Genomic DNA, 18,456 nt, shown 5'->3' on the forward strand with positions numbered 1-18,456 from the left:
GGTGGCTCAGTCGGTCAGCTCGGCGAGCAGGTCCTGGGTCCAGTCGAGCTCCGCGCGCGCGTGCGCCAGGCCGTTGGCGAGGGTGGCGAGGCGCAGGCGCATCTCGAGATCGAGCGTGATGCCGGCCGCCGCGACGGCCTGCTCGCTGGCGTCCCGGGTCTGCTCGAGGACGGCGGCGAGCTCCCGTGCCTCGTCGGCCCGCTCCCGCAGCACGTCCCGGACGCGGTCCACGCCGAGCCGGCCGACGAAGAACAGCCGCACCAGGAACACCTCGCGCGACGGCACGTACTCCACCGGTGACGCGAGCCAGTCGTCGAGCTCGGCCAGCCCCGCCTCGGTGATCGCGTGCTCGCGCCGGTCCGGCTTGCCCTCCTGCGGGATCGTCGTCACGGTGACCAGGCCGTCCGCGGCCAGGTGGCCCAGCGTCCGGTAGATCTGCGCCTGGTCGGCCGGCCAGAAGTGCGCGACCGACTCCTCCATGTGCTTGCGCAGGTCGTAGCCGGACATCGGGGCGATCGACAGGAACCCGAGGACGGCGTGCTTGAGGGACATGCGTCGACCATAGGAGACTTGTCACCTATATGACAAGTCCTCTATTCGGCGATCGGCGTACTGTCGCGACGTGCAGAGGGAGTACGAGGGCGAAGGCCTGAGCGAGGGCCAGCTGGCCGCGGCGCCGCTCGAGCAGGTGCGCCGGTGGGTCGCCGAGGCCGAGGCTCGACAGGCGGATCGGGGCGATGTCGCCGAGCCGACCGCGCTGTCGTTGGCCACGGTCGACACCGACGGCCGCCCGAACGTCCGCACCGTGCTCATGCGCTTCCTCGACGAGCGCGGTCCGGGTTTCGTCACCGACCTCGGCTCGACGAAGAGCCGCGAGCTCGGCGTCACCGACGCCGTCGCTGCCTCGCTCACCTGGCCCGCGATGTACCGGGCGGTCCGGTTCCGCGGCCGCGCGGTGCCGATCGGGCGCGACGAGATCGCGACCTACTTCACCTCCCGCGCATGGGGATCACGGATCAGCGCGTGGGCGTCGGACCAGTCGCAGCCGATCGCCGACCGCACGGCCCTGGTTGCTGCGTACGAGCGGTACGCGGTCCTCTACCCGGACACCGGCTCCGTCGACGACGTGCCGGTCCCGGACAGCTGGGGCGGCTGGCGGATCGACTGCGACGAGGTCGAGCTGTGGGCGGGTCGGCGCGACCGGCTGCACGACCGGCTGGTGTTCACGCGAGTGGCCGACGGGGGCCTGGACGCGGCGGACGCCTGGACCGTGCACCGTCGCCAGCCCTGATCAGAGCCGCCGCACCATCTCGAGCTCCGGTCCGATCGAGCCGGTGAAGGTGATGCCGGACGGCACGAAGCCGGCTCGCCGGTAGGCGCCCTGCGCTCGCGCGTTGTCCTGGTGGACCCCGAGGGCGAGCTCGTCGAACCCGCGGTCGCGCGACCACCGCGCGGCCTCGTCCAGCAACCGGTCGACGACCCCGTCGCCCCGGTGCTCGGACCGGACGTAGACCCCGACGACCACCGCGCGACTGTGCTCGACCGGGAGGCCGTGGTAGTCGAGCGAGCCCGCGCGCTGCACGAGCACGGTCACCGAGCCGATCCAGGTGTCGCCGTCGACCGCCACGAGCTGCGCGACGTCGTCGCCCTCCGCCGCGCGGCTGGCGCGGTCCTGGTAGAGGGTGTCCGGCTGGGCCGCGGCGTCCTCGTAGGTCTCCAGGAACGCGATCCCGGCGTCCTCGTCGCGGAGCGCGTCGAGCCGCAGGTCACGTGCGAGCTGCCACTCGTCGGCCCGGACCCGCCGGACCGCCACCAGCGGCACCTCGCCCGACGACGACACCCCGGGTCGGTAGTCGCCGAACCGCGCCCAGGTCAGCCGGACCCGCACGAGCACGACACCGTCGTCCGACAGCGAGGCCGCGAACTGCGGGAACGCGTCGAGGTACGCCCGAGCGCACCTCTCCCGCTCGGCACCGTCAGGAAGGTCGGCGACGCCCTCGCACTGGAGCGTCGTCCCGTCGCGACCGCCGGCCACCACGGCGACCCGCGGGTCCCGACGAAGGTTCGCGATCTTGCGCGACGTCACCCTCGCGTCGAACACCAGCTCGGCGCGGTCGGTCGCAGCGATCGGCAGGTAGGCGGCCTGCGGTGCCCCGTCGGGTCCGAGCGACGAGACAACCCCGTCTCCGTGCGCGCGGACGTACTGGACGAGCCCTCGACGATCCATCGCGGCATCGTAGGGGCGCAAAGCCGTGGACCGTGATGGTTCCGGGCTGCCATCGTCGGCGGGATGGATCCTGACCTGCTCTGGGACGCCGAGACCGCCCGCCGCTACGACACCCCCGGCACCGGCATGTTCGCGCCAGAGGTGCTCGGCCCGACCGTGGACCGGCTCGTCGCGCTCGCGGACGGCGGTCGCGCGCTCGAGCTCGCCATCGGCACCGGCCGAGTGGCGGTCCCGCTGGCCGAGCGCGGCGTCCCGGTGGTCGGCATCGAGCTCTCCCCGCACATGGTCGAGCAGCTGCGCACCAAGGTCGACGACGACACGATCCCGGTGGTCCTCGGCGACATGGCGACGGTCACGGCGCCCGGCGAGTTCCGCCTCGTCTACCTGGTGTTCAACACGATCGCCAACCTGCTCACCCAGGAGGCGCAGGTCGAGTGCTTCCGCAACGCCGCGCGCCACCTGGCCCCGGGCGGCTGCTTCGTGATCGAGCTCTGGGTCCCCGAGCTGCGCAAGCTCCCGCCCGGCGTGCAGGCCACGGTCTGGCTGAACGAGCCCGGCTACATCGGCCTCGACACCTACGACGTGCTGCACCAGCGCGTGGTCTCGCACCACTTCCGGTTCGACGAGGGACGCCAGGCCACGCTCGGCCGGACGCCTCACCGCTACATCTGGCCCTCCGAGCTGGACCTGATGGCGCAGCTGGCCGGGCTGGAGCTCGAGAGCCGGCACGCCGACTGGTCCGGCGCGGAGTTCACCGAGGACTCGCGCTCGCACGTGTCGGTGTACCGGCGTGTCTGACCTCGCCCACCCGGACCCGCTGGACGACGGCACGGTCCGGCTGCGTCACCGTCACCCGACCCGCGCGGGCCGGTACGACACCGTCGTGAACGTCGCCGGGTGGCCGGCGCCGGTGAGGTCCCAGGCCCACAGGCCGACGAACGCCCCGGTGAACCCCATCGCGCGCGGGCGGCCGTCGTGGAGCTCCACGGCGTGCTCGTCGGACAGGATCGTGGCGTCCAGCGTCGGGCTGAACGGGTTCCAGCCGTCGCCGGTGTCCCGGCGGAAGCGGATGTCCGGGCCGTCGAGATCCAGGCCCAGGGTGAGCACCGGGCCGTAGAGCTTCTCCGACCGATCCTCGTAGTTGGTGACCACTCCGTGGTCGCAGACGGCGAGCCGCAGGAGCGGGTCTCCGACGTCGTTGGTCGTGACGTGCAGGAACATCCAGTTGCGGCTGTTGTAGTAGGCGGTGATCCCGGCGAGGTGCTGGAACGCACGGGGGTGGTACTCCACCGTCGCCTCGAACGAGCAGCGGGCGGCCGTGATGCGCTGCGCGAGCAGGCTCGGCCCGACGAAGCTCTGCGGGGAGCGTCCGCCGCGCAGTGTGATCCGGTCACCGGCGACCGTGAGCCAGTCGTCCGTCGCCGGTCGCCGCAGCGTCGACCACTCGGGGCCGAGCGAGCCAGCGGGTCCGTCGGGCGGCGGTGCGTCGTCGAGCAGCGCCGGCACCTCGATCTCCGGCAGGCCGGTCGCGGTGCGCGGCCAGCCGTCGTCGGTCCACGTGACGACGGCCAGCGCGGTCTCTCGGCCGAGAATGCACGGGCCGTGGCGACCGTGCGGCCGCGCGACGAGGTACGCGAGGTACCAGTCGCCGGCCTCCGTCTGCACGAGGCTGCCGTGACCGGCCTTCTGGAGCGGAAGATCGGGGTGGTCGCGCGCGGTGATCAACGGACCGTGCGGGTCGCGGACGTACGGACCGGTCAGTGTGCGCGAGCGCGCGACCCGCACCTGGTGGTCGTAGCCCGTGCCGCCGTCGGCGGTGACCAGGTAGTACCAGTCGCCGCGCCGGTACAGGTTCGGGCCCTCGATCCAGGTCCCGTCGGCGGGCAGGTCGACGAGCGCCGGTTCGCCGACGAGCGTGCGCGTGGCACGGTCGAAACGCGTGACCTCCAGCCCCGCCGACCCGCCGTGCCCGGGCCGCCAGTCGTGGACCAGGTTGAGCAGCCAGCTGTCGGGACCGTCGTGGAACAGGGACGCGTCGAACCCGCGGGCGTGCAGGAGCACCGGGTCGGACCAGGGGCCGTCGATCGAGGCGGCGGTCGTCAGGTAGTTCGGGGCGTCGGCGAACCCGTCCGTGTACGCCGACACGTTGCTGTAGACCAGGTGGAAGAGGCCGTCGACGTGGCTGAGGTTCGGCGCCCACACCCCGCCGGAGTCCGGCACGCCGGTCAGGTCGAGCAGGCGGGTGGAGTCGAGCGCGCCGCCGAGGTCGGTCCAGGTACGCAGGTCGTGGGAGACGTGCAGCCGGACCCCGGGCGACCACTCGAACGTCGACGTGGCCACGACGAAGTCGGCGCCCACGCGGACGATCGAGGGGTCGGGATGCGACCCCGGCAGGACGGGGTTGCGGATCACCGGCGGCATGCGGCTCAGTGTGGTCCTCTCGGGGACCAGCCGTCGGCACCGGAGAGATACGCGCGGACGGTGAACCCAGCGACGGCGGCTCGGTCGAGCTGCGGGCGGTCGTCCGTGACCAGCGCGCCGGGTCCGCGGTTGTGGTGCTCGGCGAACCGGGCGTCCCGCCACGACCAGCCGCCCGAGAAGTCGGCCCACGCGACCGCGCCGACGTGGTCCCCGATCCACGAGTCGCGGATGAGCACCTGCCCGATCGCGTTCGGGTCGTTGCTCGGGTGCCACGGCCGGCCCAGGAACACCGTGCCGGCGGGGGCGTCGCTGGTGAACCGCACCCGCGTGAACAGGAACCCGTAGGGGTTGTCGATCATGGTGCTCGGCGCGGTCACGTACCCGTTGTTCGTCGTCGAGCCGCGCGTGAGGGAGTGCACCTGCCCGCCCTCGAACACCGCGGTCGCGCGACCGAAGATGAAGTCGACGTCCCCCTCCACGTAGCAGTCGCGGAAGTACGCTCGCGCGACGACGGCGGCCGCCGAGCTGTTCACGTACAGGGTGTCCTGGTTGCCGAGGAACCGGACGCGGTCGAACACGAGCCGGTCCGCGCGCGTGAGGACGGCGACGGCCTGGCGGTTGGTGATCTCCGGGTGTGCGGCCTCGTCGAACAGGTTGGCGAACGTGAGGTTCCGGGCGGTGAAGTCCGCGCCGTCGAGCGTCACGCTGGCGCTCCCGGACGTGCCGTAGGGGCCGGAGCCGTCGGGCTTGGGTGTGCCGTTGGCGTTGTCGTACGCGATGACGACGTCCTGCGCGTGCCGGCCGGTGCCGACGAGCGTGAGGAACGGCTTGGTGGCGGGGACCTTGACCAGCTCGCGGTACTCGCCCGGCCGCACCGCGATGACCCACGGTTCGGTGGCGCCCGCGGGTGCCGCGTCGATGGCCGCCTGGACGCTGGTGAAGTCCCCGCGGCCGTCGGGCGCGACGGTGGCGTCGGGTCTCTCGTGCGCCGAGGCGTTCCCGCCGAGCGCGACGGTGAGGGCGGCGAAGGTGGCGAGGAACAGGCCTGTACGTCGTCGTACGTGCATCTCAACCCCTGTGAGAAAGCGCTTGCCCGGCGGCGGGACGACGCTAGGGCAGCCGGTCGAGGGGCGTCAAGAGGGCGGGCCGGTGGAGCCTCGCACCACCAGCTCGGTGGCCAGCTCCATGTGCAGCGCCTCGACCTTGTCCCGGTTCATCAGCCGGCTGAGCAGGGCGACCGCCGTGCGTCCCATCTCCTCCAGCGGCTGGCGCACGGTCGTGAGCTCGGGCGTCGTCGCCCGGCTGATGTCGATGTCGTCGAAGCCCGTCACCGACAGGTCGCGCGGGACGTCGAGCCCGCGCGCCTGGGCGGCCCGGAGCGCCCCCACGGCGATCTTGTCGTTGAAGCACACCAGTGCCGTCGGCCGCTCCGGCAGGTCCAGCAGGTGACCCGCGGCCTCGAACCCCTCCTCGAGGGTGGGCGGCACCAGCCGGATCAGCGCCGGGTCGGACAGGATGCCCGCCTGGCCCATCGCCGCGTGGTGTCCGGCGAGGCGGTCGCTGCCGGCCAGCCACTCCTGCGGGCCGGCGATCACACCGATCCGGCGGTGTCCGAGCTCGAGCAGGTGGGCCGTGACGCGCCGCGCGCCCGTCACGTGGGCGGCGGACACCGACGCGATGTCGGGGGTGGGCCGGGTGCGGGGGTCGACGACGACGAACGGGAACCCCCGTCGACGCAGGGCGAGCAGCTCCGCGGGGTCCTCGGGCGGCAGGACGAGGATCGCTCCGGCGGCCGAGCCCGCCAGGGTGGCCAGCGGGTGGCTGGACTGGGACGACTCACCGGCGTCGAGGTGGACCACCCGGTCCTGCAGGCGCAGGGTCTCGGTCACCGCGGAGACGATCAGGCCGAAGTAGTCGCTCAGCAGGTACGGACAGCGGACGAAGACCGGCCCGCTGCGGGGGATGGTGCTCCGGCGCGGCACCAGGACGGCGGGGGCCCGCGCGGCGATCGCGGCCTCGACGCGGGCGCGCGTGTCCGGCGCGACGCTGGTGTGCCCGTTGAGGACGCGCGAGACCGTGGCGATGGACACCCCGCAGTCCGCGGCGATCTGCCGCACGCTGCTGTGTGCCATGGCGTTACATCTCGTTTCATTGACAACGATGCCGTACGGGGACACGGTATGTCCGATACGAGCGAAGTGTTACAGAGTGTTTCACGGCAGCGCCGCCGTGGACAAGCCGCTCGGCAAGGAGCGCACGATGAGACGAACAGCCCTGTCCCTGCTCGCAGTCGGATCGCTGGTGGTCGGCGTCGCCGGACCGGCGTCGGCCGGTGACCGAGGGGAGCCGCAGGCGCAGGTCTGGGTGACGACGCCCGACCGCGCCGAGCTCCTGCAGCAGCGCGACCCCGTGGCCTTCGAGCGCGGCGGCAGCGACCTGACCACGATCGTGGTGGACCCGAACCAGCGCTTCCAGACCATGGACGGCTTCGGTGCGTCGATCACGGACTCGTCGGCAAGCCTGCTCTCCGCGCTCCCGGCGGCCGCGCGCGACGACGCGATGCGGTCGCTGTTCGACGCGCGCGACGGCATCGGCGTGAGCTTCCTGCGCCAGCCGGTCGGCTCGTCCGACTTCACCGCGGAGGCCGAGCACTACACATACGACGACGTCGCGCCGGGCGCCACCGACCTCCCGCTGGAGCACTTCTCGATCGCGCACGACGAGGAGCAGATCCTGCCGCTGCTGCGCGAGGCCAAGCGCCTCAACCCGGCCGTGAAGGTCATGGCCACGCCGTGGAGCCCGCCGGCCTGGATGAAGACCACGGACTCGCTCGTCGGCGGCCGGCTCAAGGACGACCCGGCGATCTACGACGCCTACGCCCGCTACCTCGTGAAGTTCGTCCAGGCGTACACGAGCGCGGGTGTCCCGATCGACTTCCTGTCCGTGCAGAACGAGCCGCAGAACCGCACGCCGGACGCCTACCCGGGCACGGACATGCCGGTCGCGCAGCAGGAGAAGGTGATCCTGGCGCTCGGTCCGCTGCTGAAGAAGGCCAGCCCGCGGACCAAGATCCTCGGCTACGACCACAACTGGCAGACGCACCCGAACGACGCGGCGAACACCCCGCCCGGCGAGGACCCCGCCACCGACTACCCGTACCAGCTGCTCTCCGGGCCGGCCGCCACGTGGATCGCCGGCACCGCGTACCACTGCTACTACGGCAACCCGAGCGACCAGACCGCGCTGCACGAGGCGTTCCCGACCAAGGGCATCTGGTTCACCGAGTGCTCCGGGTCGCACGGCCCGACGGACACCCCGGAGCAGATCTTCCGCGGCACGCTCACCTGGCACGCCCGCACGATCGCCATCGGCACCACCCGCAACTGGGCGCAGTCGGTGGTCAACTGGAACATCGCGCTGCGCGAGGACGGCACCCCGCACCTGGGCGGCTGCGGCACCTGCACCGGGCTGCTGACCATCGCCGACGACGGCACGGTCCGCACCGACGCCGAGTACTACACGATCGGCCACCTGGCGAAGTTCGTGCGGCCGGGTGCCCAGCGGATCGGGTCCACCAGCTTCGGCACCACCGGCTGGAACGGGCAGATCATGGACGTCGCGTTCCGGAACCCGGACGGCTCCACCGCCCTGGTCGTGCACAACGAGAACGACGACCCGCGCAGCTTCGCGGTCGCCGTCGGTGACCGGTCGTTCGAGTACACGCTGCCCGGCGGCGCCCTGGCCACGTTCACCTGGCCGGACTCCCGCGCGCTGCGGGACGTGCCGCGTCAGCTCGACCTGTCGGGTGCCACGGCGACCGCGTCGCTCGCCTCAGCCGACGCCGGCCTCGCCGTCGACGGTGACGCCTCGACGCGCTGGTCCAGCGGCGCCGCTCAGGTGCCCGGTCAGTCGCTGACCGTCGACCTGGGCCGGCCGACCCTGTTCCGGCAGGTCGCCGTCGACTCCGGTGACAACCTCGGCGACTTCGCCCGGGGCTACCGGGTCGAGGTCAGCACCGACGGTCGCCGCTGGCGCGAGATCGCCGAGGGGCAGGCGACCGGGCAGCTGACCACCGTGACCGTCCGCCCGACCCTCGCCCGGCACCTGCGGATCACCTCCACGGCGACCGCGGGGAGCTGGTGGAGCCTCGCGGACATCCGCCTGTACCGCTGACGGTGGTGGCGCGCACGGAGGAACCGTGCGCGCCACCCGGTCGTCAGGAGGCGCGCTCCAGGGTGACTCGATCCTCGAGGTTGCCGTGCTTGCCGGGGCCGTGGCCGTGGCCGGGCCACGTGTGACCGTCGCCGGGGCCCGAGACGCCGTTGATCGCCTCGGTGTCCCACGCGAGGCTGTAGGTCGACGCGGCGATCGCCTTGGTCATGATGCCGAGCGCGTCCCGGTTCACGTTCGACAGGGTGTCGCCCGCCTGGTGGTAGTTCGGGTCGTACGGGATCCCCACCGTGCCGCCGAAGAGAGCGACCTCGGCCGCGGTCTTCGAGCCGTCAGCACCCGTGAAGAGGCCCGACGCGGGGATGCCGTTGAGGATGAACGCCTGGTAGTCGGACCGCCCGGAGAACTGGGTGTCCACCCACGGCTGTCCCGTGGCGTCGAACCAATCGGTCAGCACGTCCTCGGTCGCCGCCGACCCCTCGGGGATCGGCACGTTGGGCGGCGCCGGGTGGGTCGACTGGTCGGCGTCGTAGACGCCGATGACGTAGTTGGGCGAGCCGACCATGTCGTAGTTGAGGTAGGTCGCGATCCGGCCGAGCTCGCCGTCCTGCGTGGCCAGCTCCTCGACGTACGCCGTCGAGCCCTCGAGACCGAGCTCCTCGGCACCCCACCACGCGAACCGCACCGTGTTGTGGTGCCGGGTGTGGGACTTGGCCAGCTGGACCGCGACCTCGAGGATCGTGGCCGACCCCGTCCCGTTGTCGTTGATGCCCGGTCCCTCCTCGACGCCGTCGAGGTGTGCTCCGAGCATGACCACGTTGTCGTCGCGGCCCTGCCGGGTCTCGGCGATGACGTTGAACGACTCCCGGGGCTCGAAGTGGAGCGAGACGTCGAGCGTGACGTTCACCGGTCCGGAGACCAGCGCGGACGCGAGAGCCTGGCCGTCCGCCTGCGTGATCCCGGCCACCGGGACGGTGACAGGGTTCCCCTCGCCCAGGGTGCCGGAGAGCTGCACGTCGGGAAGGTTGTTGTAGACGATGACGCCGTCGGCACCTGCCGATTCGGCGAGGACCGCCTTCGCGGCAAACGGGCACGTTCCTCGACCGATGAGCGCGATCTTGTCGGTGAGGGTGCCCGGCGCCCAGGAGTCGGCAGCGCAGCCGAGCGGGTCGACGGTGGACGCCACCAGGTCCCGGGTGACGCCTCCGGCAGGCGAGTTCGGCGAGAACGCCATCTGGTCGACGTCGTAGGAGGCCGGGTTCGGGGAGTTCTGCGTGAAGCTGGCGGTGTCGACCACCTCGACCTCGAACGTGAACGGGTCCCGCTCCGTGCGGTAGCCGGCCTTCTTCAGGGTGCGCTCGACATAGCGCGCGCTCGCCTCGTAGCCGGGAGTGAGCGCGGCACGGTTGCCGCCGTTCTGGTCGGCGATCCTCTGCAGGGCCTCGAGGTGCCCCACGACGTTGCGGGTGGTGACCTTCTGGGCGAACTTCTCCTCGGGTGTTCCACGACCGTGCGCCGCCGCCGGGGACGCGAGGGCCCCGGCGGCGACGATGGTGATGGACGAGACGAGTGCGACCAGTGTTCGACGTGGCGCCACAGGCGGGCCTCCTCACGTGTCGGCGCAACCCGTGGGCCACGCCGGGGCCGACCCCCTGTCGGCCGACCCCACACCAGCACATATCGGGCACGGGTGGAAGACTCAGATCCCCCGCAGCACCTCGTCGGCGAACCGCGCGGACCGCTCGCGCAGGCCCGCGATGCGGCGCCGGACGACCCCCGCGGGGTCCTCTCCCGCCTCGATGATCGTGGGCGTGCGCCTGACGTTGGCGGAGCACTCGAAGCGGGTGCAGATCAGGGTGCCGATGGTGTCGCCGTTGCGGCCGGGAGCACCGGCGCGACGGGCCACGTACATCGACACGTCCTCGGTGGCGTAGACGTCCTCGCACCACGCGCAGACCGCGCGGCGACGCTTGCCGGCGACCTCGGGCGAGCGCAGGGCGATCCCGACGAGGGCGTCCTCGACGGGCAGGACCGCGTAGGCGCGCAGGGGTGCCTTGCGGTCGATCCAGCCGAGGTAGTCGAGGCGGTCCCAGCGCAGCTCGGACAGGTCGGCGGGGAGGGTCACCTGGGCGGCCTCGCGGCGTGAGCAGTTCACGAACGACGAGCGGATGAGCTTCTCGGTCAGGGGGTCCATGGGGCTCAGGCCGACAGCGCTTTGCGCACCGTGAGCAGGAGCTGGCCGACGACGTCGTGCTGCGGCGACGTCCCCTCGCGCAGCTCGCTCCAGGCCAGGTAGAGCGAGGACCACAACGTGCCCTGCAACCAGGCAGGGGAGAGCCGCGGGTCGAGCGTGCCGTCGGCGAGCCCGCGCGCGATGGCGTCGTCGAGCGCCCGCGAGAACCCGTCCTCGTCGCCGCAGGCCTCGAGCGAGATCGTCTCGGTGAACAGCAGGGTGAGCAGGTCGCCCAGCGTGAGGCACGTCTGGCACGCCCGGAGCAGGGCGTCGAGCCCCGGACCCTCCTCGAGGCGTGCCCGGACCGCCGCGTCGCCCAGCCGGCGGCCGGCCTCCTGGGTCACCGCCGCGAGCAGGTCGGCGCGGTCGGGGAAGTACCGGTGCAGGGTGGTGCGGCCGACGTCGGCGGCGTCGGCGATCTGCCCGAGGCTGGCGCCGGGGTCCTGCGCGAGGACCCGGACAGCGGCGTCGAGGATCGCCTTGCGGGTCCGGATCCGCGTACCCGTCTCGAGCTCGACCGTCATCCCCCAAAAGTATCAGCCCGTTCCACCGGGGAACGCTGTTGACCTTTATGGAACATCAGTGTTCCACTGGAGGAATGACGGATTCCGAACCTCCGCGCGGCGAGAAGCTCCGCATCCTCCTCGGCTTCGCGCGACCGCACCGGCGCGCCCTGCTCCTGGGCCTCGTGCTCAGCCTCGCGGCGACCGCCATGGGCCTCGCGACGCCGATGGTGACCAAGTGGGTCCTCGACTCGCTGTCGACGGGGGTCAGCCTCGCGCAGCCGGTCGCGCTGCTCCTGGTGATCCTCGTGCTCGGCTCCGCGATCGGGCTCGCGCAGTGGATCCTCATGGGCACGGTGGCCGAGCGGATCGTGCTCGACGCGCGCGAGACCCTGGTCCGCCGGTTCCTGCGCGCCACGGTGCCGGCCGTCACGCGGCGCCCCGTCGGTGAGCTGGTCACGCGCACCACCTCGGACACGCTCCTGCTGCGCGAGGCGGCGTCGTCGAGCCTGGTCAGCCTGGTGAACGGCGTCGTGGCCCTCGTCGGCACCCTGATCCTCATGGCCGTGCTGGACCTGGTGCTCCTGGCCACGACCATCGGCGCGATCATCGTGGTCGGCATCCTCATGGCGCTGCTGCTGCCGGGGATCGCGACCTCCCAGCAAGCGGCGCAGGAGTCCGTCGGGCGGCTCGGCGGCACGCTCGAGGGGACGCTGCGGGCGGTCCGGACCGTGAAGTCGAGCCGCGCCGAGGAACGGCAGGGCGAGCGGATCCTGGCGGACGCGCGCGACGCCAAGGACCACTCGGTGCGCGCGGTGCGGACCACCGCCGTCGCCTGGACCATCTCGTGGGGCGGGATCCAGCTGGCGATCGTGGTGATCCTCGGGCTCGGCGCGTGGCGGGTGTCGGAGGACCTGCTGGCGGTGTCCAGCCTGGTGGCGTTCCTGCTGTACGCGTTCAACATCGTCGGACCGATCACCGAGCTGACCCAGGCCTTCACGCAGCTGCAGTCGGGCATCGCGGCCGCCGCGCGCATCCGCGAGGTGACCGAGATGGACAGCGAGCAGCCTGTGGCCTCGGCCCCGGTCGAGGACGTCCCCGACGACGCGACGCCGGTGATCGAGCTGCGGAACGTGACCGCCGCCTACGGCCCGGACGCCGAGCCGGCGGTGCGGGACGTCTCGATCACGGTGCCCCGACGGGGGCACACCGCGCTCGTCGGCCCCTCGGGTGCCGGCAAGACCACGATCTTCTCCCTGCTGCTGCGCTTCCTCGAGCCGCAGTCCGGGGAGCTGCTGCTGGACGGGCGGCCGTTCGCGGAGATCGGGCACGACCGGCTGCGCGAGCGGTTCGCGTACGTGGAGCAGGAGACGCCGATCGTGCCCGGGTCGATCCGCGACAACCTGGTGTTCAGCGCGCCCGACGCCACGGACGAGGAGCTGGACCGGGTGCTCGCGGCGGTCCGGCTGGACGGGGCGTTCGACGCGCTCCCGGAGGGGCTCGACACGTCGCTGACCTCGACGTCCGTCTCCGGTGGCCAGCGGCAGCGCATCGCCCTGGCTCGGGCGATCCTCAAGGCGCCGGAGGTGCTGCTGCTCGACGAGGCGACGGCCCAGGTGGACGGCCTCACGGAGTCGGCGATCCACGACTGCATCCGGGACCTGGCGTCGCGCGGCGCCGTCGTGACGGTCGCGCACCGGCTGTCCACGGTGCTCGACGCCGACACGATCCTCGTGATGGAGGACGGCGCCGTGCGGGCCCGCGGGACGCACGAGGAGCTGCTGGCGACCGACAGCCTGTACCGGGACCTCGTCGAGGCGCTGCGCATCGGGGTGGAGCTCCCGGGACGCGAGAGCGTGGGCGTGTAGCTCTCAAGATGCTCAGCATGCTGAGTTTTGGCACGCTGGGGGCATGGAGACCACCACGACCCGCGACCGGGTCCGCCAGGTCGCGGTCCTGCTCGGCGCGGTCGTCGCGATCGCCGGGGCGGCCGTGGGCTCGGGCGCGTTCGGCGGGCAGCCGATCGCCGAGGCCGCCGGAGGTGCCCTGTCCGCGACGGCCACCCCGCTGGCCCCCGACTCCCCGGCGTTCTCGATCTGGTCGCTGATCTACCTCGGCCTGGGTGTCTTCGCGGTCGTCCAGGCCCTGCCGCGCCAGGGCGCCGACCCGCGGCTGCGTGCTGTGTCGTGGTGGGTGCTGGCGTCCATGCTGCTCAACGCCCTGTGGATCGGGGTCGTCCAGGCCGGCTCGGTGGGCGGCAGCGTCGTGGTGATCGGAGTGCTGCTGGCCGTCCTCGCGGTGGTCTTCGTGCGGCTCGTCCGGATCGCCCACACCGGCCTGGCCGCGTCCGTGGTCACGGACCTCACCGTCGGCCTCTACCTCGGCTGGGTCAGCGTGGCGACGCTCGCCAACATCGCCGCGTTCCTGGCCGACGCGGGGGTCGGGGACCTCGGGCTGGGCGCGACGGCATGGTCCGTGATCGTGCTCGCCGCGGCGGCCGCGCTGTCGATCGCGTACGCGGTGTTCGGCCGGACGCGGCCCACGGTGATCGTGCCGATCGGGCTGGCGATGGCGTGGGGCCTGACCTGGATCGGCCTCGGCCGCACCACCGGCCCCGTGGTCGACGAGACGGTGGCTGCGGCCGCGTTCGTCGCAGCCGGCATCGCCCTGCTGGCACCTGTCGTCACGTCGATCGCCTCTCGCGCCCGGGTGGCGCGGCGCGGGACCCTGGTGTGATGGAGCTGACGTTCAGCGGCGAGATCATCCACTGGCGGGGGCCGTCGCCGTATCACTACGTCCCCGTGCCGGAAGCCGAGAGCGCTGCGATCAAGGCGGTGTCCTCGCAGGTCAGCTACGGCTGGGGGGTGATCCCGGTGCTCGCCCGGATCGACGACACCGAGTGGGAGACGTCCCTGTTCCCGAAGGACGGCCGCTACCTGGTGCCCGTCAAGGACCTGGTGCGCAAGGCCGAGTACCTCGACGTCGGCGACACCGTCACCGTCAGGCTGATCCTGGGCGGTCCGCGCTGACGCGTCTCACCACGCCAGCAGGTCGGCGACCGTGCGCGCCACCTCGGCGGGGGTGCGCTCGTCGGTCGCGATGCGGGGCATCCACGACGGTGCGTCGGCCTGGAGGCGACGTGCGGCGCGTGCGGAGCGCTCGACGTGCGCGGCCAGCTCCTCGCCGGACTCCCGCGCCGCGAGCCTCGCGTCGACCACCTCGTCGGACGCCGTGAGGAGGACGCCCGTGATCCGCGGGCTGTCGCCCATCGCGCCGGCGAGCTCGTCCGCCTCGAGGACGGAGACGGTGTTCGAGTAGATCAGCCGGCGGTAGCCGAGCTCGCGGTAGTTGGCCCAGATCGCCGTCAGGTTCCGCATGCTCAGGCGGTGCTCCCACGGCGCCGGCCACGCGAGGTCCAGGGCATCGCCCTCGACGACCGCGTGCTGCACGCCGGCGTCCCGCAGCAGCGCGTGCAGGGCGTGCGCCACCGACGACTTGCCCACGCCGGAGCGCCCACCGATCACCACCAGCTCGGAACCGTCCACGCAGTCACCATGTCAGGTGGATATCGTCGGGACCATGCCGACGACCAGCTTTCCCACCGATGCGACCGCCTGGCCGGACTTCCTGGCCACCACGGTCGACGCCCGCCTCGACCACGCCCGCGCCCTCGTCGCGCGGCTGAAGGACGGGGCGCCGCGCACGACGGTCGAGGTGCTGGACCTGTGGAACGACGCCGACGTCGCGATCGGCACCGCGTCGTCGGCGGCGCACCTGCTGGCCGAGGTGCACCCGGACGCCGACCTGCGCGTGGCCGCGGAGGAGCGGGCGCAGGCGGCCGAGGACCTGGTCACCGAACGGGGGCTGGACCACGAGCTGTGGCAGGTGCTCGCCGCGACCGACCCCGACGGGCTGGAGCCGGGCGCGCTGCGGGTGCGGGACCGGGTGCTGCGCGACTTCCGCCGCGCCGGCGTGGACCGCTCGGCGGAGGACCGGGACCGTCTGCGGGCGCTCGCCCAGCGGTGCACCGAGCTGGGCCTGGAGTTCTCCCGGAACATCCGCGACGACGTCCGGAGCATCCGGGTGCGCACCGAGCAGCTGGACGGGCTGCCCGACGACTTCCGCGCGGAGCACGCGCCTGACGAGGACGGGCTGGTCACGCTCACCACCGAGTACCCGGACCTCCTGCCGGTCCGCACGTACGCGACCGACCCCGCGGTCCGCCTCGCGCTCACCCGCGAGCACCAGCTCATCGGGTGGCCGGCCAACGAGCCGATCCTCGCCGAGCTGCTGCGCCTGCGCGCGGAGCGGGCGACCCTGCTGGGCTACCCGGACTGGCCCACGTACGACGCCGAGGTCAAGATGATCGGCTCGGGCAGCGCCATCGCGGACCTGGTCGAGCGTCTCGACGGGCTCACCGCCGAGCACGCCGCGCACGACGTGGACGTCATGCTCGCGCGGTACCGCCAGGACGTGCCTGACGCCACGGCGGTCACGGCGGCGGACAACCTGTACTACGACCAGATCATCAAGAACGAGCAGTACGACGTGGACTTCCGCGAGGTCCGTGAGTACTTCCGCTACGAGGCCGTGAAGCCGGGCGTGCTGGACGTGGTGTCGCGGCTGTTCGGGATCGTGCTCGAGCGGGTGGACGTGCCGACGTGGCACGAGGACGTCGAGGTGTACGACGTCACCGACGCCGGCCGCGCGATCGGGCGGGTGTACCTGGACATGCACCCGCGGCCCGGCAAGTTCAACCACGCCGCCCAGTTCCCGCTGGTGCCGGGCATCGCCGGCCGGTCGCTGCCCGAGGGCACGCTGGTGTGCAACTTCCCGACCGGCCTGATGGAGCACGACGACGTCCTCACGTTCTTCCACGAGCTCGGCCACCTGGTGCACGAGGTGCTCGGCGGCAACCAGCCGTGGGCGATGTTCTCCGGCGTGGCCACGGAGTGGGACTTCGTCGAGGCGCCCAGCCAGCTGCTGGAGGAGTGGGGCTGGGACGCGGGCGTGCTGGGCTCGTTCGCGACGAACGCCGACGGGGAGCCCATCCCCGCCGCGCTGGTCGAGCGGATGCGCCGCGGGGACGCGTTCGGCCGCGGCGCGTGGACCCGTCGCCAGCTCAACTACACGGCCCTGTCCTACGGGCTGCACGCCGACCCGCCCGCCGACCTGGCCACCTACACGGCCGACGTCGACGCCCGCTTCGGCCCCTACACCCCGATCCCGGAGACCCACCAGTACGCCGGGTTCGGGCACCTCGATGGGTACGGGTCGGCCTACTACACGTACCTCTGGAGCCTGGTCATCGCCAAGGACCTGCGCACCGCCTTCACCGACGGGCTCATGGACCCGGTGGTCGGCCGTCGGTACCGCGACGCGATCCTGGCGCCCGGGGGCTCGGCCGACGCCGCCGAGCTGGTCGAGCGGTTCCTCGGGCGGCCGTCGTCGTTCGACGCCTTCGAGGCGTGGCTGGCCGAGGGGACGGTCTGACCCGTGAGCCGCACCGTCCAGCTCCGCCGCTACAACCTCAAGCCCCACCTGGTCGACGAGTTCCTGGTGTGGTGGCCGTCCCTCCTGGTGCCCGCGCGGGCCGCCTACGGGTTCACCGTCGATTCCGCGTACCTGAACCGGGAGACCGCCGAGTTCACCTGGGCGGTCAGCGCCGAGGGGGACCAGGACGACTTCCGCCGGCTCGAGCAGGTGTGGATGGCGTCGCCCGAGCGGACGGTCGTGTTCGAGGGGATCGACGGGTGGAACGATTCGACGGTCATCGCGTTCGTCGAGCGGTTCGCCTGAGCGTCACTGCCCGAAGGCCGCCGCCCAGAAGTCGGTGAACACGGGCGTCGGCTGCGGTGACGTCCACGCGTCCGTGGTGAGCAGGATCGCGACCGTGTCCGTGGCGGGATCGGTCCACCAGGTCGACCCCAGGCCGCCGTCCCAGCCGTAGCTGCCGGCGTGCCGACCGTCGGGGAGGTCGGCGAGCAGCACCCCGATGCCGAGCCCCCACCCCTCACGTCCGTCGGCGTCGTGCGCGCCGCCCCGCGCGGTCAGCAGGTCCGCTCGCGGAGCCGACCGGAGGCTGGCTGCGAACCCGTGCAGGTCGGCCACCGTCGACACCAGACCGGAGGCGGCGTCGGGGAACGCCGGCGGTCGCGCCCACTGCCCGTCGACCTCGTCGTACACGTCGGTCCCCAGCCACTGCCGGCCGAACCGGCCGAGGCTCTCGGGTGGGACGTGGAAGCCGGTGTCCGCCATGCCGAGCGGGTCGAGGAGCCGCTCGGCCAGGAGCTCCGGCAGCGGGCGACCCGCGGCGCGCGCCACGAGGACGCCGAGCACCTGCGCGCCCGTGTTGTACAGCCAGCGGGCGCCCGGCTGCGCGGCGAGCGGGACGCTCCCCACGACCCGCATCCACTCGTCGGGGTCCGGTGACTGCTGCGGGGCGGGCGGACCGACCGGCAGCCCGCGCTCCGCCAGGGCGCCGAGGACTGTGCCGGGGAACGGTCCGGCGAAGTCCATGCCGAGGCCGAGCCGGAACTCGAGCACGTCCCGCACGGTGATCGGGCGGTCGGCGGGGACGGTGTCGTCGATCGGGCCGGCAGGATCGCGCAGCACGCGGCGGTCGGCCAGCTCCGGGAGCAGGGCGTCCACGGGGTCGTCCAGCCGCAGCAGCCCGTCGTCGACCAGCTGCATCGCGAGCGCCGCGACCACGGGCTTGGTCACCGACGAGATGCGGAAGATCGAGTCCGGCGCGCTGATGCCCGCGGCCCCGACGGTCACGTGCCCCGCCCGGTCGACGAGCCACGCCGCACCGTGCACCTCACCGGAACCGACCCGGGCCTCGACCGCTGTCCTCACATCCATGCGTCCACTGTGCCCGGAAGGTCCGACACGCTAGGCCG

Annotated in this window: 18 protein-coding genes; 8 read left to right on the forward strand and 10 right to left on the reverse strand. The window is 72.6% G+C overall.

Going from position 1 to position 18,456, the window contains the following annotated elements; translation table 11 throughout:
• Nucleotides 1–6 precede the first annotated feature (6 nt).
• Nucleotides 7–552: a PadR family transcriptional regulator gene (locus tag HP550_RS17915; RefSeq protein ID WP_175349036.1), complete on the reverse strand. Its 546-nt coding sequence runs from the start codon at nucleotides 550–552 to the stop codon at nucleotides 7–9.
• 70 nt (nucleotides 553–622) lie between these two features.
• Between HP550_RS17915 and pdxH the strand changes: the two genes are divergently transcribed.
• A complete protein-coding gene (pdxH, locus tag HP550_RS17920; RefSeq protein ID WP_343048249.1) occupies nucleotides 623–1,291 on the forward strand; it encodes a pyridoxamine 5'-phosphate oxidase in 669 nt (222 codons plus the stop codon).
• On the opposite strand, the gene HP550_RS17925 is transcribed toward pdxH, so the two are convergent.
• Nucleotides 1,292–2,227: a GNAT family N-acetyltransferase gene (locus tag HP550_RS17925; protein ID WP_175349037.1), complete on the reverse strand. Its 936-nt coding sequence runs from the start codon at nucleotides 2,225–2,227 to the stop codon at nucleotides 1,292–1,294. It abuts the gene before it with no gap.
• Between the two features lie 63 nt (nucleotides 2,228–2,290).
• On the opposite strand from HP550_RS17925, the gene HP550_RS17930 reads away from it, so the two are divergent.
• On the forward strand, nucleotides 2,291–3,025 hold the full coding sequence (locus tag HP550_RS17930; protein WP_175349038.1) for a class I SAM-dependent DNA methyltransferase: 735 nt from the start codon (nucleotides 2,291–2,293) through the stop codon (nucleotides 3,023–3,025).
• Between the two features lie 51 nt (nucleotides 3,026–3,076).
• Here HP550_RS17930 and HP550_RS17935 read toward each other — a convergent pair whose 3' ends face one another.
• The 3 genes from HP550_RS17935 to HP550_RS17945 all read right to left on the reverse strand — a co-directional run bounded on the left by HP550_RS17935 (nucleotide 3,077) and on the right by HP550_RS17945 (nucleotide 6,780).
• Nucleotides 3,077–4,648: a glycoside hydrolase family 43 protein gene (locus tag HP550_RS17935; protein ID WP_175349039.1), complete on the reverse strand. Its 1,572-nt coding sequence runs from the start codon at nucleotides 4,646–4,648 to the stop codon at nucleotides 3,077–3,079.
• Nucleotides 4,649–4,653: 5 nt separating this feature from the next.
• A complete protein-coding gene (locus HP550_RS17940) occupies nucleotides 4,654–5,715 on the reverse strand; it encodes a pectinesterase family protein (protein ID WP_175349040.1) in 1,062 nt (353 codons plus the stop codon).
• Nucleotides 5,716–5,781: 66 nt separating this feature from the next.
• The gene (locus tag HP550_RS17945) at nucleotides 5,782–6,780 is read right to left on the reverse strand and encodes a LacI family DNA-binding transcriptional regulator (protein ID WP_175349041.1); all 999 of its coding nucleotides are present in this window, start codon (nucleotides 6,778–6,780) and stop codon (nucleotides 5,782–5,784) included.
• A gap of 127 nt (nucleotides 6,781–6,907) precedes the next feature.
• Here HP550_RS17945 and HP550_RS17950 point away from each other — a divergent pair, with 127 nt between their 5' ends.
• Complete coding sequence (locus HP550_RS17950; protein ID WP_175349042.1) at nucleotides 6,908–8,821, forward strand: discoidin domain-containing protein; 1,914 nt, start codon at nucleotides 6,908–6,910, stop codon at nucleotides 8,819–8,821.
• A gap of 43 nt (nucleotides 8,822–8,864) precedes the next feature.
• Here HP550_RS17950 and HP550_RS17955 read toward each other — a convergent pair whose 3' ends face one another.
• From HP550_RS17955 to HP550_RS17965, 3 genes are all read right to left on the reverse strand, one after another.
• Entirely contained in the window at nucleotides 8,865–10,415 is a 1,551-nt protein-coding gene (locus HP550_RS17955; protein WP_175349043.1) for a M20/M25/M40 family metallo-hydrolase, read from the reverse strand.
• 102 nt (nucleotides 10,416–10,517) lie between these two features.
• On the reverse strand, nucleotides 10,518–11,012 hold the full coding sequence (locus HP550_RS17960) for an FBP domain-containing protein (RefSeq protein WP_175349044.1): 495 nt from the start codon (nucleotides 11,010–11,012) through the stop codon (nucleotides 10,518–10,520).
• A 5-nt stretch (nucleotides 11,013–11,017) separates the two neighbouring features.
• On the reverse strand, nucleotides 11,018–11,575 hold the full coding sequence (locus HP550_RS17965) for a TetR/AcrR family transcriptional regulator (RefSeq protein WP_175349045.1): 558 nt from the start codon (nucleotides 11,573–11,575) through the stop codon (nucleotides 11,018–11,020).
• A gap of 74 nt (nucleotides 11,576–11,649) precedes the next feature.
• Between HP550_RS17965 and HP550_RS17970 the strand changes: the two genes are divergently transcribed.
• From HP550_RS17970 to HP550_RS17980, 3 genes are read left to right on the forward strand one after another with little or no spacing between them, the layout of a single operon-like run.
• Nucleotides 11,650–13,422 carry an ABC transporter ATP-binding protein gene (locus HP550_RS17970; RefSeq protein WP_175349046.1) on the forward strand — a complete coding sequence of 591 codons (1,773 nt, stop codon included), beginning with the start codon at nucleotides 11,650–11,652 and terminating at the stop codon, nucleotides 13,420–13,422.
• 43 nt (nucleotides 13,423–13,465) lie between these two features.
• Nucleotides 13,466–14,290 carry a tryptophan-rich sensory protein gene (locus HP550_RS17975; protein ID WP_175349047.1) on the forward strand — a complete coding sequence of 275 codons (825 nt, stop codon included), beginning with the start codon at nucleotides 13,466–13,468 and terminating at the stop codon, nucleotides 14,288–14,290.
• Nucleotides 14,290–14,583: a DUF1905 domain-containing protein gene (locus tag HP550_RS17980; protein WP_175349048.1), complete on the forward strand. Its 294-nt coding sequence runs from the start codon at nucleotides 14,290–14,292 to the stop codon at nucleotides 14,581–14,583. The genes HP550_RS17975 and HP550_RS17980 overlap by 1 nt, the downstream gene beginning before the upstream one ends.
• A gap of 6 nt (nucleotides 14,584–14,589) precedes the next feature.
• Here HP550_RS17980 and HP550_RS17985 read toward each other — a convergent pair whose 3' ends face one another.
• Nucleotides 14,590–15,099 (reverse strand): nucleoside/nucleotide kinase family protein, encoded by a 510-nt coding sequence (locus tag HP550_RS17985; RefSeq protein ID WP_175349049.1) that lies wholly within the window; start codon nucleotides 15,097–15,099, stop codon nucleotides 14,590–14,592.
• A gap of 34 nt (nucleotides 15,100–15,133) precedes the next feature.
• On the opposite strand from HP550_RS17985, the gene HP550_RS17990 reads away from it, so the two are divergent.
• Together HP550_RS17990 and HP550_RS17995 are read left to right on the forward strand one after the other, a co-directional pair.
• Nucleotides 15,134–17,047: a M3 family metallopeptidase gene (locus tag HP550_RS17990; protein ID WP_175349050.1), complete on the forward strand. Its 1,914-nt coding sequence runs from the start codon at nucleotides 15,134–15,136 to the stop codon at nucleotides 17,045–17,047.
• 3 nt (nucleotides 17,048–17,050) lie between these two features.
• Nucleotides 17,051–17,353: a hypothetical protein gene (locus tag HP550_RS17995; protein WP_175349051.1), complete on the forward strand. Its 303-nt coding sequence runs from the start codon at nucleotides 17,051–17,053 to the stop codon at nucleotides 17,351–17,353.
• A gap of 3 nt (nucleotides 17,354–17,356) precedes the next feature.
• Here HP550_RS17995 and HP550_RS18000 read toward each other — a convergent pair whose 3' ends face one another.
• Entirely contained in the window at nucleotides 17,357–18,418 is a 1,062-nt protein-coding gene (locus tag HP550_RS18000) for a serine hydrolase domain-containing protein (RefSeq protein WP_175349052.1), read from the reverse strand.
• Nucleotides 18,419–18,456 lie beyond the last annotated feature (38 nt).

Origin of the sequence: Cellulomonas humilata, assembly GCF_013359775.1 — a bacterium.
Lineage (GTDB): Bacteria > Actinomycetota > Actinomycetes > Actinomycetales > Cellulomonadaceae > Cellulomonas > Cellulomonas humilata.